Genomic DNA, 23,107 nt, shown 5'->3' with positions numbered 1-23,107 from the left:
GATGTCGCAGATGCCCCAGCAGGCCGCACCGGCGAAGTGCCCGAGCTGCGCGGAGCCGCTCGAATCGGGTGACCTGTTCTGCGGTGCGTGCGGGTACGACCTGTCGGCCGTGCCCGCCGCGCCGCAGGACCATCCGACCCTCACCATGGGCGCCGCCGGTGTGGGATCCTCGGGCGTGGACTGGCCCCCGCCCGAGCCGGAGAGCTCAGGAAAGCCCGCGGCACCGCATCTGCCGACCGACCTGCCCGGCACCGACTCGGGCGGCAAGCCGCTGCCCGCGTCGCCGCCCCCGCACGGCTCGCCGGCCTCCCCGCCGCCGCACGGTTCACCCCCGCACGGTTCGCCGGTGTCGCCGGCCTCCGGGGTGCGGTTCGACCGGCCGCCGGAGCCGGACGAGTACCCGCTCCAGGCGCCCGATCCGCGGGTGGCGGCCTCCGCCGCCGAGTCGGCCGAGACCACCGAGCTGCCGAAGGTGTGCGTGGCCTGCCGCGCGGGCCGGGTCGACGACGACGGGTACTGCGAGAACTGCGGGCACGCCCAGCCGCGCGAGCGCGACCACATGGAGCAGGAGGCGGGCCCGGTGGCCGCCGTCAGCGACCGCGGGCTGCGCCACCACCGCAACGAGGACGCGTTCGCCGTCGGCCACACCGCGCTGCCCGACGGCACCCCGGCCGCGCTGGCGGTCGTCTGCGACGGCGTCTCCTCGGCGACCCGTCCCGACGAGGCCTCCATGGCCGCGTCCCGGGCCGCGATCGAGGGGCTGCTGGCCGCGCTGCCGCAGGGCACCCATCCGCAGCAGGCGCTGCACGACGCGATCGTCGCGGCCGCCGAGGCCGTCAACGCCCTCGCGGAGGAGCCCCCCTCGGCCCGTGAGCACGCCCCGCACCAGAACGCCCCGGCGTGCACGATCGTCGCCGCGATCGTGGCCTCGGGCCTGCTGGTGGTCGGCTGGGTCGGCGACAGCCGGGTCTACTGGGTGCCGGTGGACCGGAGCGCCCCGGCGGCCCGGCTCACCGAGGACGACTCCTGGGCCGCGCAGATGGTCGCCGCGGGCCTGATGAGCGAGGCGGAGGCGTACGCCGACGAGCGCGCCCACGCGATCACCGGCTGGCTCGGCGCGGACGCGTACGAGCTGGAGCCGCACACCGCTTCCTTCAAGCCGGACCGGCCCGGCGTGGTGGTGGTGTGCAGCGACGGCCTGTGGAACTACGCGGAGACGGCCGAGGAGATGGCCGAGGTCATCCCCCCAGACGCGGACGTACGGCCGCTGCACGCGGCCCGGGTGCTGGTCGGCCACGCCCTGGACGGCGGGGGCCACGACAACGTAACAGTGGCGCTGCTGCCGTTCCCGGAACCGCCGCAGGGGGCAGGATCCGCCTGAGGCCGCCGCAAAACGGCCGCAAACGGGAGAGAGACGCACGGGGAAAGAGGCGTACGGCGAGAGACGTACGGGGAAGCACCGGCGGACCGGAGGGGACCGGTCCGCACACCGTCAGCACCCACCACGCGTGGGGTGGAGGGGGACCAGAGCAGTCATGGCCAATTTCTCGAAATCGAGCGTGCCGCAGTTCTCGGTGGACGTGTACCAGAACGAGTACCTGCCGGAGGGCGGCCGCGAGGTCAACGCGATCGTCACGGTGACGGCGACCGGCGGCGGCACCGTCGGGACCGCGGTCGGGGCGTCGTACGCACCCGGGCAGGGGCCCGCCGCCGGGGTGGCGATCATGGTCGACTGCTCGGGGTCGATGGACTACCCGCCCACCAAGATGCGCAACGCCCGGGACGCCACCGCGGCCGCGATCGACACCCTGCGCGACGGCACCCACTTCGCGGTGATCGGCGGCACGCACGTGGCCAAGGAGGTCTATCCGGGCGGCGGCCGGCTCGCGGTGGCCGACCGCTCCACCCGGGACCAGGCCAAGCAGGCGCTGCGCAGGCTCAGCGCGGGCGGCGGGACGGCGATCGGCACCTGGCTGCGGCTCGCCGACCGGCTCCTCTCCTCCGCGGACGTCACCATCCGGCACGGCATCCTGCTCACCGACGGCCGCAACGAGCACGAGTCGCCGGAGGACCTCAAGGCCGCCCTGGACTCCTGCGCCGGGCGGTTCACCTGTGACGCGCGCGGTGTCGGCACCGACTGGGAAGTGAAAGAAGTCACAGGGATCGCCTCCGCGCTCCTCGGCACCGCCGACATAGTCGCCGATCCCACGGGTCTGGCCGCCGACTTCACGCAGATGATGGAGACGGCGATGGGCAAGGAGGTCGCGGACGTCGCGCTGCGGCTGTGGACCCCGGTCGGCACGACGATCAAGTTCGTCAAGCAAGTGGCGCCCACGGTCGAGGCGTTGACCGACCGGCGCACCGAGGCGGGGCCGCGCGCCGGGGATTACCCGACCGGATCGTGGGGAGACGAGTCCCGTGACTACCACGTCTGTGTGGAGGTCCCCACGGCCGGCCTCGGCCAGGAAATGCTCGCCGCGCGTGTGTCGTTGGTCGTCCCGCAGCCCGACGGCAGCGTCCAGAACCTGGGCGCGCAGGGCCTGATCAGGGCGGTGTGGACGGACGACATGGCCGCCTCGACCTCCATCAACCCCCAAGTCGCCCACTACACCGGCCAGGCCGAACTGGCACAAGCCATCCAACAGGGTCTCGATCTCCGCAAAGCGGGCGATATGGACGGGGCAACGGCCAAACTGGGTCGGGCCGTTCAGTTGGCAAGCGCTTCCGGGAACGCGGATACTGCGAAACTGCTTGCGAAGGTGGTGGACGTGGTCGACGCCACGACAGGTACTGTGCGACTGAAGGCGAAGGTCGAGGAGGCCGACGAGATGACTCTCGAGACAAGGTCCACAAAGACTGTTCGTGTAAAGAAGTGACCTGACAGTCCACACGCAGGACCACCCAGACAGGCTCAGGACGATCCTGACAGAGAGGGAAGCCCGCCATGCCGACCTGCCCGAACGGACACCAGTCGGGTTCCGACGACTGGTGCGAGGTGTGCGGTCACCGCATGGCCGGTGCCGTACCTCCGCCGCCCCCGCCGACCGCCGGCGGCTACGGCTTCCCGCCGCCCGCGCCCGGCGCCCCGGCCGGTGGCCCGATGGGCGGCGGCCGCCATCTGTCCGCGGTGCCGAACGCACACGAGCCGGAGCTCTGCCCGCAGTGCCGTACGCCCCGTGAGGGCGGTGCGCCGTTCTGCGAGGAGTGCCGCTGGAACTTCCTGACCAACACGGCCACCTCGTACACCCCGGCCGCCCCGCGCCCGCCCGCGGGCGGCGGCCCGGCCGCGCCGACCTTCCGGCCGCCGGCCCCGCCGTCGTTCGGCGGCGGCGGTGACTCGTACGAGTACCAGGGCTCGCGTCCCTCGCAGGTGAACCGTCCGGCCGAGCCGATCCCGTCCTTCGGCAGCGAGCCCTCGGGGCCGACGCCGTTCGCGGGCGAGCGCGGCGGCCCGTCCGCCTTCGGCGCCGACCGCGGCCCCTCGGGACCGCCGCCCGGCCCGTCGGGGCCCTCCGGTCCGTCCGGCTACGGCGGCGGCGACCGCGGCCAGTCCGGCCCACCCGCCTTCGGTGGCGACCGGGGTCAGTCCGGCCCGTCCGCCTTCGGTGGCGACCGGGGTCAGTCCGGCCCGTCGGGCTTCGGCGGCGGTGACCGAGGTCAGTCCGGTCCGCCGGCGTTCGGCGGCGCCCCGGGCCAGTCCGGCCCGCCCGCCTTCGGCGGCGACCGCGGCCAGTCCGCTCCCCCGCCCTACGGCGGCGAGCGCGGCCCCTCTTCTCCGCCCCCGGCGTTCGGCGGCGCCCCGGGCCAGAACGCCGGCGGCGCGTCCGCGTTCGGTGCCCCTCCCGGCGCCGGCCAGGCCTCCGGCCCCTACACCCGCGATCCCTCCGGCGGCCCCGCCGCCGGGCCCTTCGGCGGCTCGGACCCGTCCCGGCCGCCGGTTCCGCCGCCGCACGGCGGCCCCGGTGCGACCACCGGGGGCGCTCCCGGCGCCTTCCAGCAGTCGGCCCCGCCCGCGCCGGCCGGCTTCCCGCAGGAGACCAGGCAGCCGGCCGGCGGCCCGTCCTTCGGCGGCGGTGACGACGACTGGGTGATCTCCCCGCCCGGGCCGGCCGGGGGTCCGGCGGGCCCCGGCGCGCCCGCCCGTCCCGGCGGCTACGGCTACCCGCAGCCCGGCGCCACGCAGGCCCCGCCCGGCCCCGCCTTCCCGCAGGCCCCGCAGGGTCCGGCGGCCTGGACGGCGACGATCGGTCCGGACCGCGAGTACTTCATGGCCATGATGCAGCGCTCGGGCCCGGAGGCGGCCGGCCTCAACCTGCCCGCGTACTCCCCGGAGCAGCAGCGCGCCCTCACCGGCAACCAGGTCACCATCGGCCGCCGTCGGCACTCCACCGGTGACACCCCCGACATCGACCTGTCGGTACCGCCGGAGGACCCGGGCGTCTCGCACCAGCACGCGGTCCTGGTCCAGCAGCCGGACGGCAGCTGGGCGGTCGTCGACCAGAACTCGACGAACGGCACCACGGTGAACGGCGGCGAGGAGCCGATCCAGCCCTTCGTGCCGGTGCCGTTGCAGGACGGGGACCGCGTGCACGTGGGCGCGTGGACGACGATCACTGTCAGGCGGGGCTGAGCTGCAGCGCCCCTTCGGGGGCGCGGTGCGGTATCGGTGTGCGGCTCCGCCTCCGGGTCCTAAGCCTCAAGTCCTGGGCCACCCCGTCTGAGACCATGTAAGGGTGAGAGAGATTCGGCGCGGCACGCTTCAGGAGAAGACCTTCTACGAGCAGGTCGGCGGGGAGGAGACCTTCCGTCGGCTCGTCCACCGTTTCTACGAGGGCGTCGCCGAGGACCCGGTCCTGCGGTCGATGTACCCGGAGGAGGACCTGGGACCGGCCGAGGAGCGGCTCACCCTGTTCCTCATCCAGTACTGGGGCGGTCCCACGACGTACAGCGACAACCGCGGTCACCCGCGGCTGCGGATGCGGCACGCGCCGTTCACCGTGGACCGGGCGGCGCACGACGCCTGGCTGCGGCACATGCAGGTGGCCGTGGACGAGCTCGGCCTCTCCGCCGAGCACCGCGAACAGCTCTGGAACTACCTCACCTACGCGGCCGCCTCGATGGTCAACACACCCGACTGACCGCCGTCGGCGCTCAGCGGACGCTGACGTCCAGCGCCCCGAGCCCCGCCCGTCGTACGGCGATCGACCCGAACGGGGTCCGCAGCCGCAGCCAGGCCCCCGCCGAGAGCAGTACGGCCTCGTCGTTCGGCCCGCCGCCCGGCCCGTCGCCCGGACGCAGGAAGCCCAGTGACTGCGCCGCGTGGACGGCCCGGACCGGCAGCCGGGTGCCGCCGACCGTCCGGGACCAGATGTCCCGCCCGATCCGGTCGAGTGCGGCGCGGGTACGGCCGTCCGGGGCCAACTCCTCGGTACGGGACCGGAATTCACCGACCGCGGCGGTCACCGTGGCGCGCAGCGCCTGCGGCGCGGGCAGCCCCGGCTCGGCCCGCCAGCCGCCCCGCGGCGGCAGCACGCCGGCCCACGGCGGCCCGGTCACCGCCTTCGGCACGGCGGCCGTGGCGGCCCGCTCGTCCAGCGACTCCAGCAGTTCGCCCGCCGACACGGTCACGTCGAGGGTGACGTCCAGCCCGTCCTCGTACGGCTTGGCGAGCCGCACCGCGCGGATCGCCAGCACCTCGAAGGAGGGCGGCCGCCCGAAGACGGCGAGCGCGGTGCCGGCCGCCTGCAGCCGCACCGCGGCCGAGCGGTCGTAGTGGAGCAGCCGGGAGAGGAAGGCCGCGAGGTCCGCCGCCTCCCCGTCGTCAGCGAGGTGGAGCACCGTCATGCGGCGACGGCCTCCTCCTTGTCGTCGTCGCGGTACTCCTCCAGGAAGTCCCGCTCCTCGGCGGTGATCCGGCGCGGCCGTCCGGCGTCGAAGTCGAACGGCACGACGACCGTCGAGGCCCGTACGTAGACCAGGTCGTCGTCCTTCACCTCGTAGGTGATGGTGAAGGACGCGGCCCTGATCTCGGTGATCCACAGCTCGATGTCGACCGGGTGGTGCCGGTGGACGAGCTGCCGCTTGTAGTCGATCTCGTGGCGCGCCACCACCGACCCCTGCTTGAACTCCTTGTCCGGGCGGAACAGGAAGTCGATCCGTGCCTCCTCCAGGTAGCGGATGAAGACCGCGTTGTTGACATGGCCGTACGCGTCCATGTCGGACCAGCGCAGGGGGCAGCGGTAGAGATGGCGCAAGTTCGATCAGCCCCGGGTCAGCTTCTTGTAGGTGGCGCGGTGCGGACGCGCGGCGTCCGGTCCCAGTCGCTCGATCTTGTTCTTCTCGTACGACTCGAAGTTGCCCTCGAACCAGAACCACTTGGACTCGCCCTCGTAGGCGAGGATGTGCGTCGCCACCCGGTCGAGGAACCACCGGTCGTGGGAGACGACGACGGCGCAGCCGGGGAACTCCAGCAGCGCGTTCTCCAGGCTGGAGAGGGTCTCCACGTCCAGGTCGTTGGTCGGCTCGTCGAGGAGCAGCAGGTTGCCGCCCTGCTTGAGGGTGAGCGCGAGGTTGAGGCGGTTGCGCTCACCGCCGGAGAGGACACCGGTCGGCTTCTGCTGGTCCGGGCCCTTGAACCCGAACGCGGACACGTACGCCCGGCTCGGCATCTCCACCTGGCCGACGTTGATGTAGTCGAGCCCGTCGGACACGACCTCCCACAGCGTCTTCTTGGGGTCGAGGTTGGACCGGCCCTGGTCGACGTAGGAGATCTTGACGGTCTCGCCGACCTTGATGTCGCCGGAGTCCGGCGTCTCCAGGCCCTGGATCATCTTGAAGAGCGTGGTCTTGCCGGCGCCGTTCGGGCCGATGACGCCGACGATGCCGTTCCGCGGCAGCGTGAACGACAGTCCGTCGACGAGGACCTTCTCCCCGAAGGCCTTGTTCAGCTTGTCGACCTCGACGACGATGCTGCCCAGCCGCGGGCCCGGCGGGATCTGGATCTCCTCGAAGTCCAGCTTCCGCATCTTGTCGGCCTCGGCGGCCATCTCCTCGTACCGCGCAAGACGGGCCTTGGACTTGGCCTGGCGCCCCTTGGCGTTCGACCGCACCCACTCCAGCTCTTCCTTGAGCCGCTTCTGCCGCTTGGCGTCCTTCTGGCCCTCGACCTTGAGACGGGTGGCCTTGGTCTCCAGGTAGGTGGAGTAGTTGCCCTCGTACGGGTAGGCGCGCCCGCGGTCGAGCTCGAGGATCCACTCGGCGACGTTGTCGAGGAAGTACCGGTCGTGGGTGATGGCCACGACGGTCCCCGCGTACTTGGCGAGGTGCTGCTCCAGCCAGTTCACCGACTCGGCGTCGAGGTGGTTGGTGGGCTCGTCGAGGAGCAGCAGGTCGGGAGCTTCGAGCAGCAGCTTGCAGAGCGCGACCCGGCGCTTCTCACCACCGGAGAGGGTGGTGACGGGCCAGTCGCCGGGCGGGCACCCGAGGGCGTCCATGGCCTGCTCCAGCTGGGCGTCGAGGTCCCAGGCGTTGGCGTGGTCGAGGTCCTCCTGCAGCTTGCCCATCTCGTCGAGCAGCGCGTCGGAGTAGTCGGTCGCCATCAGCTCGGCGATCTCGTTGAACCGGTCGAGCTTGCCCTTGATCGCGGAGACACCCTCCTGGACGTTCTCCAGGACGGTCTTGTCCTCGGTGAGCGTGGGCTCCTGCAAGAGGATGCCGACGCTGTAACCGGGCGAGATGAAGGCGTCGCCGTTGGACGGCTGCTCCAGTCCCGCCATGATCTTCAGCACGGTCGACTTACCGGCACCGTTCGGACCGACGACGCCGATCTTGGCCCCCGGCAGGAAGTTCAGGGTGACGTCATCGAGAATCACCTTGTCGCCGTGCGCCTTGCGCGTCTTGCGCATGGTGTAAATGAACTCAGCCAAGAGAAACCGTCCGGCAGCTTGAAATCAGGCAGTGGGCAGATACACCCCATCTTGCCGTACGGCCAGCCCTGGGCGGAAACTCGTTGACCCGGGGGGCTCTGACCTGGGGGTTCGTGGTTGGCCGCGGTGGTCCGGCTGTCACTGTCGGTCACTGTCGGGTGGCCTCGCGGGGCCTCGGGGGCCTCGCACGGCCCGGGGACGGCCCAGGGGCGCCCCAGGGACGGCCCAGGCACGACCCGGAGGTGATCCCCCCTTCCAGGGCGAAGCTGCCCGGCGGTCCGTCACCGGATCGTAGATTGTGCGCATGATCGAAGATGCGTCTCCTGACCGGTTAGAGCGGTCGGCCACCAGACGGAGGCATGCCGCGCCGAAGAAGGCCAGGGGCGGGGGCCTGCTGCGTTCGTCCGCGGTGATGGCGGCGGGAACGGTGGTCTCGCGTGCCACCGGGCTGATACGGCAGGTGCTGCAGGCCGCCGCACTGGGCACCGGGCTGCTGGCCACCACCTACAACCAGGCCAACACGGTACCGACCAGCCTGTACTTCCTGCTGATCGGCGGCGCGCTGAACTCCGTCCTGGTCCCGCAACTGGTCCGGGCCCGCGCGGAGGACCCCGACGGCGGCGTCGCCTTCGAACAACGCCTGGTCACCCTGGTGCTGTGCGTCCTCGGCGCGGGGACCGCGCTGGCCACCTGGGCCGCCCCCGAGATCATCAGCGTCTATCAGCAGGACACGCCCGCCACGCACGACGCCTTCGAGTTGACCGTGGTCTTCGCCCGTTTCCTGCTCCCGCAGATCTTCTTCTACGGCGTGTTCAGCATCTTCGGCCAGGTCCTCAATGCCCGGGACCGGTTCGGGGCGATGATGTGGACCCCGGTCCTCAACAACCTCGTTCTGATCGCCGTGTTCGGCCTCTACCTCGGTCTGCTGACCGCCCCCGAACAGGTCTCGGACATCAGCGATGCGCAGGTCAGGCTCCTCGGGACCGGGACCACGCTCGCCCTGGCCCTCCAGGCGCTCGCCTTGATCCCCTACGCACTGGCGGCAGGCTTCCGCTTCCGTCCGCGCTTCGACTGGCGCGGCACCGGCCTGCGCAAGAGCGTGAACGCGGCCCGGTGGACCCTGTTGTTCGTACTGGCCAACCTCGTGGCGAGCACGGTCGTCACCCGCCTCGCCTCCTCCGCCGACGCCGCGCTGCCGCACGACGGCGTCGGCTACACCGCCTACAGCTACGCCCAGCAGATCTGGATGCTGCCCCAGTCGATCGTCACCGTCTCCCTCGTGACCGCCCTGCTGCCGCGCATGAGCCGGGCCGTGGCCGAACACCGTGTCGACGATCTGCGCGCCGACCTGTCCCGCGCGCTGCGGGTGAGCGGCGTTGTCGTCGTCCCTGCCGCCTTCTTCTTCCTCGTCTTCGGACCGCAGATCGCACAGCTGCTGTTCGCCCACGGCGCCACGGACGCCGCGGCCACCCGCCCCCTGGGCCACATGCTGCAGGCCTTCGGCCTGGGGCTGATCCCGTTCTCCGCCCAGTACCTCCTGCTGCGCGGCTTCTACGCCTTCGAGGACACCCGCACGCCGTTCCGGATGGCGGTGTGGATCAGCGGCATCAACATCGCTCTGGCCGTGGGCTGTCACCTCCTGCTGCCCCCGCGCTGGGCGGTCACCGGGATGGCCGCCGCCTATGCCCTGGCCTACGCGATCGGCCTCCTGCTGACGGCCGTGCGGCTGCGGCGGCGCGTCGAGGGTCTGCTGGACGGTCGGCGGATCTGCCGGACCTACACACAACTGACGGCCGCCGCACTCGCCGCCGGGGCCGCCGGACGGCTCATCGCCCGAGCCTGCAGCCAGGACCTGGCATCAGCCTCCTGGACACCGGCGCTCTCGCTGGCCGCGGGCGGCATCACGATGGCCCTGCTGTTCGTCCTCATGGCGCGGCTCCTGCGCATCGGAGAACTGCGCGGCCTGCCCGGGCTGGGATGAACCCGGCACCACCGGACGGGACGGCGACAGGACGCATGCGAGAGCGTCCCGGCTCGGGAAGCCGAGGCATTTCGCACAGCGGTACTCGTGGTGTCCGCGGCCGGCGCCCCCGGCCTTCTGTGTGCACCGCCCGCGAGGGCACGAGGCCGACCGTGACGAGCGGGCAGGGCCGGGCGGGCCGGGCGGCGGATGGCTGCCGTCGTCCTTTCGGCCGGGGCCCGGGGGTCGCAACCGGCCGCCTGGCCGAGGTGGCGGTGGCGGGCGGCGAAGGAAGCTCTGAGGCGAACAGCCGGTAGGGTCCGGCCGTCGCGGGAATCGAAGGAGCACCCCATGAAGAAGCGCATCGTCCTCGCAGTGGCCGCGGCTGCCGTAGTGGCCGGGGGCGTGGTGACGGCATGGAACGTGTTCGACAACTCCTCGGTCGCCACCGCGAGCGGAGCGGATCACACGGTGCCGCGCGCGGAGGTCGAGAAGCTCGCCAAGGAGAACTACGCCATCCCCTTCGTGCAGGACGGCCCGCAGTCCGTGAGCTGCCCGAGCGGGCTGCCCGCGAAGATGGACTACACCGTGCGGTGCACCGCCGTCTTCAAGGGTAAGAGCAGCACGATGCTGATCTCCGTGACCGGAGTGCACGGCGACCGGGTGAGTTTCGACTACGGCCTGGAGAAGTAGAGGTCAGCGGTCGCCGACCACGCCGCTGCGCCAGGCCCAGGCGGCGATCTCCACACGGTTCCGCAGCCCCAACTTGGCCTGGATGCTCGCCAGATGGGACTTGACGGTGGAGAGCGAGACGACGAGCTCGGCGCAGACCTCCTGGTTGGTCCGCCCGTCGGCGACCAGCCGGGTCACCTCCAGCTCCCGTTCCGTCAGCGGCCCGGAGGACGCCGGGCCGCCCGCGGCGGGCCGCTGTTCACCGATCCGCTTCAGCAGCCGTACGGTCACGGCGGGGGAGATCAGCGCATCGCCGCGGGCCGCCGCGCGTACGGCCTCCACCAGCAGTCCGGGGCCCGCGTCCTTCAGCAGGAACCCGCAGGCGCCGTTGCTCAGCGCGCCGTAGACGTAGTCGTCCTGGTCGAAGGTGGTCACGACCACCACGCGCAGCGGGTCGACGGCCTTCGGGCCCGCGAGCAGCCGGGTCACCTCCAGTCCGTCGAGTTTCGGCATCCGGATGTCGACCAGGCAGACGTCGGGGCGCACTCGCCGGGCCAGGTGCACGCACTCCGCGCCGTCGGCCGCCTCGCCCACGACCTCGATGCCGGGCTGGGTCTCGAGGATCAGCCGGAAGCCCGTGCGCACCATGTCCTGGTCGTCGGCGATCAGGACGCGGATCGCCGAACCGCTGCCGCTGGCGTTGGCGTTGGTGCTGGCGTTGCTCATGCGGGCGATCCTGTCACAGCGCCGCGCAGCGGGAACTCCGCCGTCAGCCGCCAGCCGCCGTCCTCGGCCCGGCTCGCGTGCAGCGTGCCGCCGACGGCCTCCGTGCGTTCGGTCAGCCCGACGAGGCCCAGGCCGCCGCGCCCGCCGAGGGGTTCGGCGTGCGGCGCCGCCTGCCGGGGCGGCGGCGCGTTGTGCACCTCGACCCGCAGCCGCCGGTCGGCCGCGTCCGCGCCGGCCGCGCCCGCCTCGCCCGACAGAGCGACCCGCACGGAGACGGACGGCGAACCGGCCGCGTGGCGGCGGACGTTCGTCAGCGCCTCGCGCACCACGTTCCGTACGGAGGTCTCCACCTCGGGGGCGGGCCGCGTGTGCCGGGCTTCGGCGGCGACCTGGAGGGTGGCGGGGACGTCGTCACGCTCGGAGAACCTGGCGACCAGTTCGCCCAGTTCGGCGTAGAGCTCCCCCGGCCGTACCGCTCGTACGTCGTCCTCGCGCAGCACGCGCACCAGCTTGCGCATCGACTCCAGGGTCTCGGACCCGGCCTGCTCGATACCGCGCAGCAGCGGGTCCACCTGCTCGGGCGCGATCTCGCGGATCGTCCGGGCGGCCTGTGCCTGGACGACGATGCCGGTGACGTGGTGGGCGACGAAGTCGTGGAGTTCGCGGGCGAGTTCGAGGCGTTCGCTGTGGCGCGTGGCGGCGACGGCGCGGCTTCGGCGGTCGTCGAGGCTGCGCAGGTAGGAGCCGAGGGCGACGGCGCCGCCGGTGAGGAAGATCAGGGCGAAGGAGAAGTAGACGTTGCCGCCTCCGGCCAGCCGCATCGGTGCCGGGATCACGGCGGAGGCGATGGCCGTGGCCAGTGCGGCGGCCAGCCATGGCTGCGGGGTCTCCCGCGCGGCGCGGACCAGCAGGAGCAGCAGGCACAGCGTCTCCAGCAGACCCCAGTCGGCGAACGTCGAGGTCAAGGAGGTGAAGAAGGCCAGGGTCACCGTCCAGGAGACGAGTACGGCGGCTCCGGTGCCCCAGGCCGACGCGCGATGTCGCTCCGGCAGCAGCAGCGCCACGACCGCGACCAGGCCCGGGGCCAGCCTCCACCACACGCCGGGGCCGTCGAGTCCGGACGTGGCGGCGACGCCGGCCACGTCGACCGCCCACAGCAGCGCCATGACCACCGCGAGCGCGGTGAGGGCCGTACGGGGCAGCCGGGGAGTCGGGGCGTGATCGTCCATGTCTCGCACGTCGTTTCGCACATCCCGCAGCGTAAGGGCGGCTCCCGTCGGGCGGCCTCGGCCGAAAGGACGACGCGGCGGCCGCGAACCGGTCGCCCGGCCGAGGCCAAGGGCCGTGCCGGAGGCGGAAGTTGTAGGGCATGAACCTCACCTCCTCGGCGCCGCCCGTGTTGTGCGGCATCGGACTGTCCAAGTCCTTCGGATCCACCCGTGCCCTCGACAGCGTCGACATCGCCGTGCGGGCGGGCGAGTCGCTGGCCGTGATGGGCCCTTCGGGGTCCGGCAAGTCGACGTTGCTGCACTGCCTCGCGAACATCGAGCGCCCCGACGCCGGCCAGGTGCTGCTGAACGGCGAGCGCATCGACGAGATGGGCGAGCCGCAGCGCAGCGAAGTGCGCCGCACCCGGTTCGGGTTCGTCTTCCAGTTCGGCCAGTTGCTGCCCGAACTGCCGGCCGTGGAGAACGTGGCGCTGCCGCTGATGCTCGGCGGCACCTCGCGCCGCGAGGCGGAGCGGCGGGCCCGCGCGTGGTTCGAGCCGCTGGGCCTGGCAGGCAAGGAGGACAGCCGCCCCGGCCAGTTGTCCGGCGGACAGTCCCAACGGGTCGCCCTCGCACGGGCGTTGGTGACGGGCGCCCAGGTCGTCTTCGCCGACGAGCCGACGGGCGCGCTCGACCGGGCGACGGGGCAGGAGGTGATCCGGATGCTGACGGAGGTCACCAGGAAGCAGCACGCGGCGCTGGTCGTGGTCACCCACGACGAGTCGGTGGCCCGCTGGTGCGACCGTACGGCGCACGTCCGGGACGGGCGGATCGTGGACGAGACGACCGAGGCGGACCCGGTCCAGGCCACGGCGGGCCCGATCCAGGCCGCTGCGCAGGCCGGAGGCGTGCGATGAGGGCGCTGGACCGCACCACCTGGACGCTCACCCTGCGGCTGCTGCGCGGCGGTGGCCGGCACGGCCGTCTCGGGCTCGCGCTGCCCGCCGCCGCCTCGGCGATGTGCACCACGCTGCTGCTCCTGTGCGTCGGCGCCAACCTCGGCATCGGCGCACGCGCCGCGCACGCGGACTGGCGTACGCCCGTCAAGGCCGTCCTCTCGCGCGCGGTGGCCGTCGAGGCGGTGGGCACCGCCTTCGTCGACGGTGAGCCCGTGACCGTCGTCGACGTCGCCGCGCTGCCGGGCCGCGGCGGCCGGGCGCCCGCGCTCCCCGGTGTGCCGCGCTTCCCCCGGCCGGGCGAGGTGTGGACCTCGCCCGCGCTCGGCGAACTGCCCGGCAGGCGCACCACCGGCACGCTCGGCCGGGCCGCGCTGGTCAGGCCGGGCGAGAAAGTGGCCGTCGTCGGGCACCGCGCCGACGACCCGGCGATGACGGCGCGGCGCGGCACCGATCCACGCCGCCCGGGCGACATCGTCACGCCCACACCCGTCGCCGACTTCACGGGCAGCCGCACGGCGGACGGCCTCGGCGCCCAGTACCAGGCCCTGCTGAAGATCGCCTCGGTCCTGCTGGTCGTCCCGCTGCTCGTACTCGGCGCCTCCTCGGCCCGCCTGTCCGTCTCGCGCCGCGACACCCGGCTGGCCACGCTGCGGCTGCTGGGCGCCGGGCCGGGCCGGATCGCGGGGATGGCGGTGGCCGAGGCGGCGCTGACCGGTGCGGCGGGGGCGGCCGTGGGCGCGCTGGGCTATGCGGCGCTGTTCCCGCTCGCGGCCAAGGTCCCGTTCGCGGGCGGCAGTTGGTATGTGTCCGACCTGTGGGTGGGCCCGTCCGTACTGCTCGCCGTGCTCGCCGGCGTGGTGCTGACCGTGGCGGCCAGCGCACTGGCCGGGCTGCGGCAGGTGGTCGTGGGCCCGCTCGGGGTCGTCCGCCGCTCGCGCACGCCCCGTCTGAAGGCCGTACGCGCGCTGCTGTTCGTCCTCGTCCTCGTCGGCTACTGGTGGCTGTCCAAGGACCGGCCGATGGACATCGACGCGATCGTCTACTGCTGCGCCGCCGTCTTCGCCGCGCTGTCCGTCATCGGCCCCTGGGTGGTCGGCGTGCTCGGCGGCCTCGTCACCGTTCTGGCCCGGCGTTCCGCGACGCTGCTCGCGGGGCGCCGCCTGCTCGACGACCCCAAGTCGGCGTGGCGTTCGGTGTCCGCGTTGACGCTGGCGGCCTTCGTGGCCGGATTCTTCGCGCTGTTCAGCCTCGGTGGCGGCGGTGTGCCGTGGGGTGCCGCGGAGCGACTCGCGCTGTCCGTACCGAAGGACCGCGTCGCCGCCGTACGACAGCAGGTCTCCGCCCGCCTGGAGCGAGCGGGCATCGAGGCCACGGTCGGCACGGACGACGGCTGGGTCGCCACCGGTACCGGCGAACGCGGCGAGCGCCAGGTCACCGCGGCCGTCGCGGACCCGGACCGGCTGGACGCGGCACGCGGCGCGCTCACCGGTCTCGTGCCCGGCCAGTACCCGGTCACCGGCACGGACGTCGACTGGCAGTCCCGGCAGTTCGACCGCGACTTCCACCTCGTGACGCTCGCCGTGCTCGGCGCGAGCTTCGCCATCGCCATCGCCGCCACGGGCATCACGGCCGCGTCCTCCGTCCTGGACCGCCGACGCACCTACGGCCTGCTCCACCTCGCGGGCACCCCGCTGCGCGTCCTGGACGCGGCCCGGCGCACCGAGTCGGTACTCCCCGCCGCCGTACTCGCGGGCGGCGCCCTGCTCACGGGCCTGTTCTGCGCGGCCCCGCTGACCCTCGCGGGCGGCGCCCCGCACGTCGACGGCACCGGCGCCGCACTCCTCGCCGGCTGCCTGACGCTCGGCTTCGCGGGCCTGACGGCGTCGAGCGCGGCGAGCCGCCCGCTGCTGCGCACGGTCGCGAGGGAGGCGGGGCCGAGGCCGGACTGACCGGAGAGCGGCCGACCCGCCCGACATTCACCCGATATCCAAGCGATTCATGCGATCCATGCGCCATGTCTCGCGCAACACGCCCACCCTCCAGGGCCACCACCATCCCGTGGTGCGCCTGGCCCGCCCGGCCCCGCTTCGAGGACACAGAACCCCGTGTACGTAATGGTCAACTCCCTCACCCAGTCCATGTGTTCCGCAGGTGACGGCCGGGAGACCCCGGCACCCGCCGCGACCCGACCGACCGCGGACGGCGGTACGAACGCGTGAAGTCCAGAATCGATCCGCTGACCGTCGCGGCAATGGCGGTCGCGGTGGTCTCCATCTCGGCCACCGCCCCGCTCACCGCCGCCGCCTCCGCCCCACCCCTCGCCATGGCCTTCTGGCGCAACGCCCTGGGCTTCGCCACACTCGGACCGTTCCTGCTGATACTGCGCCGCCGCGAGGTGGCACGTATCGCGCGCGGCGAGCGCGGACTTCTGCGCCGGGAGCAATGGCGGCCCCTGGTCTTCGGCTTCCTCGCGGCCACGTCGCTCGCCCTGCACCTCGCGGCCTTCATGACGAGCACGCGGATGACCTCGGTCGCCATGTCCACGGCGCTCGTGGCCACCCAGCCCGTCTGGCAGGCCCTCATCGCCGCGGGACAGGGCCTCCGGGCCTCTCGAAGGACCTGGGCGGGTCTGACGCTCGCCGTGGTGGGAGCGGCCGCGGCCGCCGGTCTTGACATCAGGTCCGGCGGCACGGCGCTGATGGGCGATCTGCTCGCCCTCGCCGGTGCCGTGGCTCAGGCCGGGTACACCGCTCTGAGCCAGAAGGCGCGCACAGATGTGAGTACCCCCTTGTTCTCGACGGTCAGCTCGCTGGTCTGCGGGCTGGAACTCCTCGCCATCTGCCGGCTGGCCGACATCCCGCTCACGGGTTTCGACACATCCACGCGACTGTCGCTGCTCGGGCTGCTCCTCCTGCCCCAGCTTCTGGGACTCGGCTCCATGACCTTCGCCCTCGGCAGGACCTCGGCAACGACGATGAGTGTCCTCCTCCTGCTGGAGACTCCGGTGGCCGCGCTCGCCGCGTGGTGGCTGATGGGGCAGAGCATCCAGCCCGCGGCCATACCCGGGCTCGTGCTGATCATCCTCGGTGTCACGGTCGTAGTGACCAGCGAGGACGGAGAGCAGTCAGCGCCACAGCACGGCAAACACCGCAGAGGGATACCGCCGTACCCGAGCCACGCCCCGTACACACCACAACTGCCGTCCACGACCGGTGAGTCACCCACCGGTGAGCGGGAACACCACACGCCGGCCCGGGCTCTCGTGGCGGCCTGGCCGACATCACCGGAACCCCGACCGTTCGGGCACCATGCCGAACGGGACCCCAGAGCGGAATGGGCGGGACTCGGCGGGGACGAGAGCCCGACGCTCACGCTCACCTACCACGGCGCAGGGGCGTTCGACACCATGTACCTGGGCAGGCCGGACATGGCGGAAGAGAGGCCGCCTTTCGACGACCCCGTCGAGACACGGTCGGACCATGGTCGGCGGCCGTGAATGGAGACTCAAGTCGACACCGCACCCGGGTTCCTTTCGACATGACAGCGCTCGGGGAGGGGCGCAAGCTGGGAGAGAGGAAAGGTCGCTCATGCCACGGTCCATGCGTGCGCTCGTAGCCGGTGAGGTCGGTGAACCGAGCGATGTGCTGCGGCTGGAATCCCGGCCGGTTCCCACGGCGGAAGCCGGTCAGGCGTTGATCCGTGTGAAGGCGACTCCGATTCACGCCAGCGATCTGCACGTGCTGCGTGGCCGTTACGGTTTCTCCCCCGGGTTCCCCACGGTCGGCGGCTACATGGAGTGCGTGGGCCGTGTCGAGGCCCTCGGTCCGGGCACCGAGGGGCTGCGGATCGGCGAGCGCGTGGTGAACGCTGCGATCCCGGCGGTACCCGGGCCGCAGGTGGACGGCACCTGGCAGGAATACCTTGTCGCCGATACGCGAAGGCTCATGCCGGTTCCCGACCGGCTGAGCGACTCCGATGCCTGCCAACTCGCCGTCAACCCGCTGACCGCGCTGCTCCTGGTGACGCGCGAGCTCGACGTGCAGCCGGGTGAATGGCTGTTGCAGACGGCGGCGGGCTCCACCGTCGGCCGGCTCGTCGTTCAGCTGGCCGGGCATCTGGGGATTCGCACGATCAATGTGGTGCGGCGGCGGGATGCCGTCGAGGAGATCAAGGCGCTGGGTGGCGACGAGGTCGTCTGCACCGAGGACGAGGATCTGTTGCAGCGGGTGGCCGAGATCGCGGGACCGGCCGGCGTACGCAAGGCCACCGACTGCGTCGCGGGCCACGTCGGTGCCCAGGTGTCCCGGGCGCTGGCTCCGGGAGGAGTGGTCGTGGTCTACGGCGCCCTCTCCACCCACCGGCAGACCGACCCGGCGGCGCTGACGATTCCGGTGTCGGCGCGCTCGCTCATCTACGAGACCAAAGTGGTCCGGGGCTTCTGGCTGAACCGCTGGTTCGGCACCGCCTCGCCTGCGGATGTCCTGGACGCGCTGTGCGAGGTACGCAGTCTCGTCGCCGGTGGAGTGCTGACCATCCCCGAGGGCCGGCCGTTCCCGCTCGAACACTTCGCCGAAGCCGTCTCGTTCGCCGAAGCGCCCGCCCACGGCGCCAAACCGCTTCTCGTCTTCGAGGACGGCCGGGACGAGGACGACGAGTAGGGCACGCCAGTCGCTCGCGAGGCCGACGGGGTCCCGGTCAGGGCCTGTGCAGGGTTCTGTGCAGGAGGAGGGCCGTTGCCGCGGCCGCTCCCACCACGCCCGCCGTGCGGAAGGAGCGGGAAGAACGCCAGGACAGGGTGGACCAGCGGGAGTTGGCGGAGAGGACGGAGCCCGTGCTCAGCCAGGAGCCGGCCGAGACGAGGGACAGGGCCGAGCCGATCGAGCCTGCCGAGAGGGCGCTGCCGATCGAGCCGATGGAGAGGGCCGAGCCCACCGAGCCGATGGAGAGCACGGAGCCCACCGAGCCGATCGACAGCACCGAGTCGTGCGACCACAGGGACAGGATGGAGTCCGAGGACGACGACCTGCCGGGTGCGGGTGAGTTGGTCATGACGTCATAGTGCCCGTCCGGGACTCAGTCGGTCTGCTGGTTCTCCCGCTGACGGAGGATCACCAGGACCGCGCCGCCGATCACCACCAGGCCGATGGCCACGCCCGTGATCACGCCGGTCGCGGAGTCGCCGCCGGTCGCGGCCAGGTTGACGTCGGAGGCGGTGCCGCCGACCGAGGCCGGGCTGGGCTCGCTGAGCGTCTGGGTGGCGAGGCCGGCGTCGGCGCCCTGGGTCTTGCAGTCGAGGACACCGGTGAAGCGGCGTTCGAGGCCGTTCGCGCCGGTGATCGTGAAGTCGTAGGCCTGGTCCTCCTGGAGCGGGACGGTCACCGTCCGCGAGGCGTCGGCGGGGATGGTGTACTCCGTGCTCACCAGCTCGAAGGTGAACGGCTTGTCCCCGGTGTTGGCCGCGGTGATGTCCACGCCGCTCCGGGCGCAGTTCTTCTCGGCCGACAGTGCCGGTATCGCGCCCTGGTCCGCCCAGGTCGCGTTCGCCGTCGCGGCGACCGTGGACTCGCTGGAGCCGGCCAGGATCTGCGTCTGGCTGCGGCTCTCGGAGGTGAAGGCCCGGCCGACGGGGACCGTCGTCGACGCCTGGACGGCCAGCTCGGCGGAGCTGTCCGCCGCGTCGTCGGGAACCTTGAAGTACAGCTCGCTGCCGTCCTGCGCGGTGGCGACCGGCTTGCCGGTCTTGTCGGTGATCCGTACGCCGCTGAGCGCCGCGTCGGACGGCGGGACCACGGTGACCGTGCCCGCGTTGGTGTGGACCGTCACCGGGCCGAGCAGGCCGCCGGGCCGGCCGGACACGGCCGGCGGGGAGAGGGTCAGCGAGGCCTGCGGCTCGTTCTGGCCACGGGCGTTCTTCTCCAGGTAGTCGGCGAGCTTCTCGGCCTGCGGGTCGACGGCGTCGGCGTCCGCGCCGTCCGAGAAACGCCAGATCGCCACCTGCGTGCCGGCCGCCGCGTCCTGCTCGGTGAGGTTGCCGGCACCGGCCTTGCGGGCCAGCGCGGCGAGGTCGTTGACCTGCGGGTAGGAGTTCTGCAGGATCCAGCGGATGTTGCCGGCGTTCCTGTTGGCGCCGAGCGAGGTGCCGCTCCACGCCGTCTCCTGGTACTTGGCGTCCCGCTGGGCGGGGTTGTGGAGGTCGACGCAGTACGTCTGGAGCGTGCCGCCGCCGTCCACGGACATCTCGAAGAGGCCCGCGGCCACCTGCTCGTCGCCGCTGTCGCCGTGGACCACGGCCTCGCCGTAGGTCTTCAGGCCGTTCATGGTCGCCGTGGCCCCGCTCTGGCTCTGGGCGATCCCGTCGTCGGCCACGGCCCGGCCGGCGCCGGTCAGCGCGGCGGCGGCCACCAGCCCGGACACCAGGGTCGCGGCGCCGAGGCGGGCCATGCCTCTGACGGCCACGGCGGTGCCGTAGTGCCTGGTGGACGCGCGGGGCGCCGAGAGACCAGAGAACGCAGCGAGCACAGAATTCCCCTTCGAGCAGGACCCGTTGGACGCGGGGGGTGGTCCCACCAGCAGAATCAGCGACCCCAGGGTCCACGTCCGGCATCCTATGGATCAGCCGGACCGCCCTTTCCCGGTGAGATGGTCCGATGAGCGATCCGATCCGTAATCGTTATCGCGAAGGCGCGAACGAGCGGGGCTTATCGACAAATCCACCCGGTCGTGACGGCGGGTGCTTCGGAGCGCATTCGCCGATAAGCCGTCAAGGGTCGTCAAGAGACGTCAATGCACATCAGCGGGCGTCAACGGGTGTCCGATCGGCCGCCGTTCGGACGGGTCGGCCCCGACAGGCCTCGACGCGGTGCCACTTCACGTTCCGTCACGACGCGGGCACCGCCGCCGCCAACGGTTCCGGTTGTGCCTGGGCGGGTGTGTCTGGGGACTCCGCCGGTGTCTCCCAGTCGGGTTCCGGGCGCGGTGGTGCCGGTGCCGTCGTGTCCGGCCTGCCGGTTCGCCGGAAGGCCGCCGTGCCGCGGGCGAGGTCGTGGCCGATCGCCACCGCGTCGATGTCGGCGGAGGCCCACTGCTGGCCCTCCCGGGTCTCGGTGCGCACCTTCAGCCGTCCCTGTACGACGACCGGGTCGCCGACCGTCAGCGAGGTCGCCGCGTTGGTGGCGAGCTGCCGGTTTGCCCACACCGTGAAGAAGTTGGTGTGGCCGTCCGTCCAGGCGTTCTTCTCCCGGTCCCAGTAGCGCGAGGTCACCGCCAGCCGGAACCGGGCCGACGGACCTGCCGCCAGCTCCCGGAACACCGGCTGCGTCGCCACGTTGCCCACCGCGCAGACCATCGTCTCGTTCATCACGAACCCCTCCCTCGCCCGGCCGCCGCGGCCGGGCGGAGCCGCGTACGGGTCCGTCCCGTACGGCTGTGTCCACCGCGGCGACCGCGTGCATGGGATGCGTTCGCGCTCGTGTTCGTCGAGTGCGTCCGACTGCATCGGTGTGCGTCGGTGTGCGTCCTTGTGCGTCCGTGTGGGGCGCGATCGCCGTGGGACCAGACTGCCGCCGTCGGCCCGGGCCCGCCGGGCGCTGTGGACCACCGCCGGCCTGTGGAAAATTCCACCACCCGGACGAGTGACCCCGTCCCCCCAGACGGAGTCTCACCCCGGCCCCGGCCCCGGCCTCACCTCACTCCGGCGCCCGTCCGCGTCACCCTCGCGTACTGCTCCCGCACCTCCTGGTACCGCAGCAGTTCCGCCGCCACCGGGTCCAGCACCCGGGCCCGCCCGCAGCCGGCCGCCGCCTCGCGGAGCCGGCGTTCCGCCTCCAGTCCGTAGCGGCGGGCCGGGCCACGGGCCGCCATCCGGCAGCCCCACTCGACCAGCGGGCCGCCGATGATCCCGGAGACCATCAGCAGCACCGGAACGCCCAGGTTGGGCGCCGTCACCCCGGTGATCTGCCCCATCAGCCACAGTCCGCCGACCACCTGGAGGAGCGTCATGGCGGCCTGGGCCAGCACCGCCACCGGCCACCAGCCCGGCCGCGGTGGCCGCCCCGGCGGCAGCCCGGCCCGTGCGGCCAGGTCGTCGAGCGCCTCCGGAAGGCCCTGCGAGCCGCGTACGGCCGCCTCGCGCACCGCCTGCGCCCAGGGCGCGGGCAGCCCGGCCGAGGCCCGCTCGGAGACCGTGCGCACCGCCTGCTCGACGCGCTGCCGCGCGGTGGCCTCCACCTCCGGCTGGGCCTTCTGCAGACGTCCGGTGGGCGGCTCGCCGCGCTTCTGGTACCAGCGCCGCAGCCGCAGCCAGGGCGTGCCGCAGGCCCGGTTGGCGTTGCGCCGCCAGGTCCGTTCGGCGGCCTCGCCCGCGGCGGTGGCACCGACCGCGTCCGCGAGCCGGGCGGCGAAGTCGTCACGCGCCTCCTCGCTGAGCCCGGCGCGCCTGCCGGTGGCGTAGACGGGCCGCAACCGGGCCGCGGCGGCATCCACGTCGGCGGCGACCCGGCGGGCCGCCGCGCCCCGCTCGGACACGAACTGGCCGAGCACCTCGCGCAGTTCGCCGACGCCATCGCCGGTGAGCGCGGACAGCGCGAGCACGGTCGCGCCCGGGTCGCCGTACTCGCCGAGGGCGATGCCGTCGTCGTCGAGCAGCCGGCGCAGATCGTCCAGGACCAGGTCGGTGGCCTCGCCGGGCAGCCGGTCGGTCTGGTTGAGGACGATGAACATGACCTCGGCGTGGCCGGCCATGGGCCGCAGATAGCGCTCGTGGAGGACGGCGTCGGCGTACTTCTCGGGGTCGACGACCCAGATCACCGCGTCGACGAGTTTCAGGATCCGGTCGACCTGTGCGCGGTGCTGGACGGCGGCCGAGTCGTGGTCGGGCAGGTCGATCAGGACCAGCCCGCGCAGCTGTGCGTCCGCCTCCGGGTTGTGCACGGGGCGGCGGCGGAGCCGGCCCGGGATGCCGAGCCGGTCGATGAGGCCGGCGCTGCCGTCGCTCCAGCTGCACACGATGGGCGCGGCGGTGGTGGGCCGGCGTACCCCGGTCTCCGAGATGGCGACTCCGGCGAGCGCGTTGAACAGCTGCGACTTGCCGCTGCCGGTGGCGCCGGCGAGGGCGACGACGGTGTGCTGGCCGGAGAGCCGGCGCCGGGTGGCCGCCTCGTCCAGGACCCGGCCGGCCTCGGCGAGGGTGTTGCTGTCGAGACGGGTGCGGGAGAGGCCGACGAGTTCGCGCAGGGCGTCGAGGCGGGAGCGCAGCGGGCCGTCGTACGCGAGCGGGGCGGGGGACGGGGCGCCCGGGCCGCGGGTCTCCACGACGGGGACGGCGGCTTTGGCGGTCTCGGTGACCCGGCGGGCGATGAGACCGTCGTCCCAGACGTCGTCGGCGGCGGCCGGATCGTCGGCGGCCGGCGGGCGGTCGTCGGCGGCGGTGCCGGTGGGCGGGCGGTCGTCGGCCGGCTCCCGCTGCTCCCGCACGCGTGCGTGCGGGACGTTCTCGGTCTCGGCGGCCGCCTCGGCGGCTTCGGCCGCCTCGGCGGCCTGCTTGGCTCCGGGGGATCCGGGAACTCCCCGGGCTCCGGCGGTGCCCGCGTGCTCCTTGGGCTCCTTGGAGTCCATGACGTTCTTGACGTCCTTGGCGTCCTTTGCGTCCTTTGCGTCCTT

19 protein-coding genes are annotated in these 23,107 nt (G+C 72.8%); 10 read left to right on the top strand and 9 right to left on the bottom strand.

The window, feature by feature from the left end:
- The first annotated feature begins 1 nt into the window (after position 1).
- The 4 genes from ABT137_RS00295 (at position 2) to ABT137_RS00280 (ending at position 5,138) form a co-directional block, all read left to right on the top strand.
- Positions 2 to 1,381, top strand: a complete 1,380-nt coding sequence (locus tag ABT137_RS00295; protein WP_351700076.1) for a PP2C family protein-serine/threonine phosphatase — start codon at positions 2 to 4, stop codon at positions 1,379 to 1,381.
- Between the two features lie 154 nt (positions 1,382 to 1,535).
- Positions 1,536 to 2,876, top strand: coding sequence for a vWA domain-containing protein (locus tag ABT137_RS00290; protein WP_351700074.1), 1,341 nt, complete (start codon positions 1,536 to 1,538; stop codon positions 2,874 to 2,876).
- 68 nt (positions 2,877 to 2,944) lie between these two features.
- Positions 2,945 to 4,630, top strand: a complete 1,686-nt coding sequence (locus ABT137_RS00285) for an FHA domain-containing protein (protein ID WP_351700072.1) — start codon at positions 2,945 to 2,947, stop codon at positions 4,628 to 4,630.
- A 103-nt stretch (positions 4,631 to 4,733) separates the two neighbouring features.
- Positions 4,734 to 5,138, top strand: coding sequence for a globin (locus tag ABT137_RS00280; protein WP_351700070.1), 405 nt, complete (start codon positions 4,734 to 4,736; stop codon positions 5,136 to 5,138).
- A gap of 13 nt (positions 5,139 to 5,151) precedes the next feature.
- Here ABT137_RS00280 and ABT137_RS00275 read toward each other — a convergent pair whose 3' ends face one another.
- The 3 genes from ABT137_RS00275 to ettA are packed head-to-tail and all read right to left on the bottom strand — an operon-like array spanning position 5,152 to position 7,925.
- A complete protein-coding gene (locus ABT137_RS00275) occupies positions 5,152 to 5,844 on the bottom strand; it encodes a DUF8010 domain-containing protein (protein WP_351700068.1) in 693 nt (230 codons plus the stop codon).
- The gene (locus ABT137_RS00270; protein ID WP_351700066.1) at positions 5,841 to 6,254 is read right to left on the bottom strand and encodes an acyl-CoA thioesterase; all 414 of its coding nucleotides are present in this window, start codon (positions 6,252 to 6,254) and stop codon (positions 5,841 to 5,843) included. Before ABT137_RS00270 ends, ABT137_RS00275 begins: the two co-directional genes overlap by 4 nt.
- 6 nt (positions 6,255 to 6,260) lie before the next feature.
- Positions 6,261 to 7,925, bottom strand: coding sequence for an energy-dependent translational throttle protein EttA (ettA, locus tag ABT137_RS00265; RefSeq protein WP_351700064.1), 1,665 nt, complete (start codon positions 7,923 to 7,925; stop codon positions 6,261 to 6,263).
- A 304-nt stretch (positions 7,926 to 8,229) separates the two neighbouring features.
- Here ettA and murJ point away from each other — a divergent pair, with 304 nt between their 5' ends.
- Positions 8,230 to 9,906, top strand: coding sequence for a murein biosynthesis integral membrane protein MurJ (gene murJ / locus ABT137_RS00260; protein ID WP_351700062.1), 1,677 nt, complete (start codon positions 8,230 to 8,232; stop codon positions 9,904 to 9,906).
- Positions 9,907 to 10,236: 330 nt separating this feature from the next.
- Complete coding sequence (locus tag ABT137_RS00255; RefSeq protein WP_351700060.1) at positions 10,237 to 10,578, top strand: DUF4333 domain-containing protein; 342 nt, start codon at positions 10,237 to 10,239, stop codon at positions 10,576 to 10,578.
- A 3-nt stretch (positions 10,579 to 10,581) separates the two neighbouring features.
- Here ABT137_RS00255 and ABT137_RS00250 read toward each other — a convergent pair whose 3' ends face one another.
- Both ABT137_RS00250 and ABT137_RS00245 read right to left on the bottom strand, forming a co-directional pair.
- Positions 10,582 to 11,283 carry a response regulator gene (locus ABT137_RS00250; RefSeq protein ID WP_351700058.1) on the bottom strand — a complete coding sequence of 234 codons (702 nt, stop codon included), beginning with the start codon at positions 11,281 to 11,283 and terminating at the stop codon, positions 10,582 to 10,584.
- Positions 11,280 to 12,512, bottom strand: a complete 1,233-nt coding sequence (locus ABT137_RS00245; RefSeq protein WP_351700056.1) for a sensor histidine kinase — start codon at positions 12,510 to 12,512, stop codon at positions 11,280 to 11,282. Before ABT137_RS00245 ends, ABT137_RS00250 begins: the two co-directional genes overlap by 4 nt.
- A 140-nt stretch (positions 12,513 to 12,652) precedes the next feature.
- On the opposite strand from ABT137_RS00245, the gene ABT137_RS00240 reads away from it, so the two are divergent.
- From ABT137_RS00240 to ABT137_RS00225, 4 genes are all read left to right on the top strand, one after another.
- Positions 12,653 to 13,408 (top strand): ABC transporter ATP-binding protein, encoded by a 756-nt coding sequence (locus tag ABT137_RS00240; RefSeq protein ID WP_351700054.1) that lies wholly within the window; start codon positions 12,653 to 12,655, stop codon positions 13,406 to 13,408.
- Positions 13,405 to 15,399, top strand: coding sequence for an FtsX-like permease family protein (locus tag ABT137_RS00235; RefSeq protein WP_351700052.1), 1,995 nt, complete (start codon positions 13,405 to 13,407; stop codon positions 15,397 to 15,399). The genes ABT137_RS00240 and ABT137_RS00235 overlap by 4 nt, the downstream gene beginning before the upstream one ends.
- 266 nt (positions 15,400 to 15,665) lie before the next feature.
- The gene (locus tag ABT137_RS00230; RefSeq protein ID WP_351700050.1) at positions 15,666 to 16,946 is read left to right on the top strand and encodes a DMT family transporter; all 1,281 of its coding nucleotides are present in this window, start codon (positions 15,666 to 15,668) and stop codon (positions 16,944 to 16,946) included.
- Positions 16,947 to 17,049: 103 nt separating this feature from the next.
- On the top strand, positions 17,050 to 18,108 hold the full coding sequence (locus ABT137_RS00225) for a zinc-dependent alcohol dehydrogenase family protein (RefSeq protein WP_351700049.1): 1,059 nt from the start codon (positions 17,050 to 17,052) through the stop codon (positions 18,106 to 18,108).
- Positions 18,109 to 18,145: 37 nt separating this feature from the next.
- On the opposite strand, the gene ABT137_RS00220 is transcribed toward ABT137_RS00225, so the two are convergent.
- The 4 genes from ABT137_RS00220 to ABT137_RS00205 form a co-directional block, all read right to left on the bottom strand.
- The gene (locus ABT137_RS00220; protein WP_351700048.1) at positions 18,146 to 18,499 is read right to left on the bottom strand and encodes a hypothetical protein; all 354 of its coding nucleotides are present in this window, start codon (positions 18,497 to 18,499) and stop codon (positions 18,146 to 18,148) included.
- Between the two features lie 24 nt (positions 18,500 to 18,523).
- Entirely contained in the window at positions 18,524 to 19,891 is a 1,368-nt protein-coding gene (locus tag ABT137_RS00215) for a Cys-Gln thioester bond-forming surface protein (RefSeq protein WP_351701089.1), read from the bottom strand.
- Between the two features lie 436 nt (positions 19,892 to 20,327).
- A complete protein-coding gene (locus ABT137_RS00210) occupies positions 20,328 to 20,807 on the bottom strand; it encodes a single-stranded DNA-binding protein (RefSeq protein ID WP_351700045.1) in 480 nt (159 codons plus the stop codon).
- 323 nt (positions 20,808 to 21,130) lie between these two features.
- A complete protein-coding gene (locus ABT137_RS00205) occupies positions 21,131 to 23,062 on the bottom strand; it encodes a YfjP family GTPase (protein ID WP_502984454.1) in 1,932 nt (643 codons plus the stop codon).
- Positions 23,063 to 23,107: the final 45 nt, after the last annotated feature.

It is taken from the genome of Streptomyces sp. NPDC001980 (assembly GCF_040296885.1).
In the GTDB taxonomy this organism is placed as follows: Bacteria; Actinomycetota; Actinomycetes; order Streptomycetales; family Streptomycetaceae; genus Streptomyces.
The sequence above is the reverse complement of the archived record's forward strand: the minus strand, read 5'-3'. Positions and strand labels throughout refer to the sequence as shown.

Coding starts and splice junctions, on each gene's coding strand:
- ABT137_RS00295 (WP_351700076.1), top strand. CDS start 2: ATGTCGCAGATGCCCCAGCAGGCCGCACCGGCGAAGTGCCCGAGCTGC.
- ABT137_RS00290 (WP_351700074.1), top strand. CDS start 1,536: ATGGCCAATTTCTCGAAATCGAGCGTGCCGCAGTTCTCGGTGGACGTG.
- ABT137_RS00285 (WP_351700072.1), top strand. CDS start 2,945: ATGCCGACCTGCCCGAACGGACACCAGTCGGGTTCCGACGACTGGTGC.
- ABT137_RS00275 (WP_351700068.1), bottom strand. CDS start 5,844: ATGACGGTGCTCCACCTCGCTGACGACGGGGAGGCGGCGGACCTCGCG.
- murJ (WP_351700062.1), top strand. CDS start 8,230: ATGATCGAAGATGCGTCTCCTGACCGGTTAGAGCGGTCGGCCACCAGA.
- ABT137_RS00255 (WP_351700060.1), top strand. CDS start 10,237: ATGAAGAAGCGCATCGTCCTCGCAGTGGCCGCGGCTGCCGTAGTGGCC.
- ABT137_RS00250 (WP_351700058.1), bottom strand. CDS start 11,283: ATGAGCAACGCCAGCACCAACGCCAACGCCAGCGGCAGCGGTTCGGCG.
- ABT137_RS00245 (WP_351700056.1), bottom strand. CDS start 12,512: ATGGACGATCACGCCCCGACTCCCCGGCTGCCCCGTACGGCCCTCACC.
- ABT137_RS00240 (WP_351700054.1), top strand. CDS start 12,653: ATGAACCTCACCTCCTCGGCGCCGCCCGTGTTGTGCGGCATCGGACTG.
- ABT137_RS00235 (WP_351700052.1), top strand. CDS start 13,405: ATGAGGGCGCTGGACCGCACCACCTGGACGCTCACCCTGCGGCTGCTG.
- ABT137_RS00225 (WP_351700049.1), top strand. CDS start 17,050: ATGCGTGCGCTCGTAGCCGGTGAGGTCGGTGAACCGAGCGATGTGCTG.
- ABT137_RS00220 (WP_351700048.1), bottom strand. CDS start 18,499: ATGACCAACTCACCCGCACCCGGCAGGTCGTCGTCCTCGGACTCCATC.
- ABT137_RS00215 (WP_351701089.1), bottom strand. CDS start 19,891: ATGGCCCGCCTCGGCGCCGCGACCCTGGTGTCCGGGCTGGTGGCCGCC.
- ABT137_RS00210 (WP_351700045.1), bottom strand. CDS start 20,807: ATGAACGAGACGATGGTCTGCGCGGTGGGCAACGTGGCGACGCAGCCG.
- ABT137_RS00205 (WP_502984454.1), bottom strand. CDS start 23,062: ATGGACTCCAAGGAGCCCAAGGAGCACGCGGGCACCGCCGGAGCCCGG.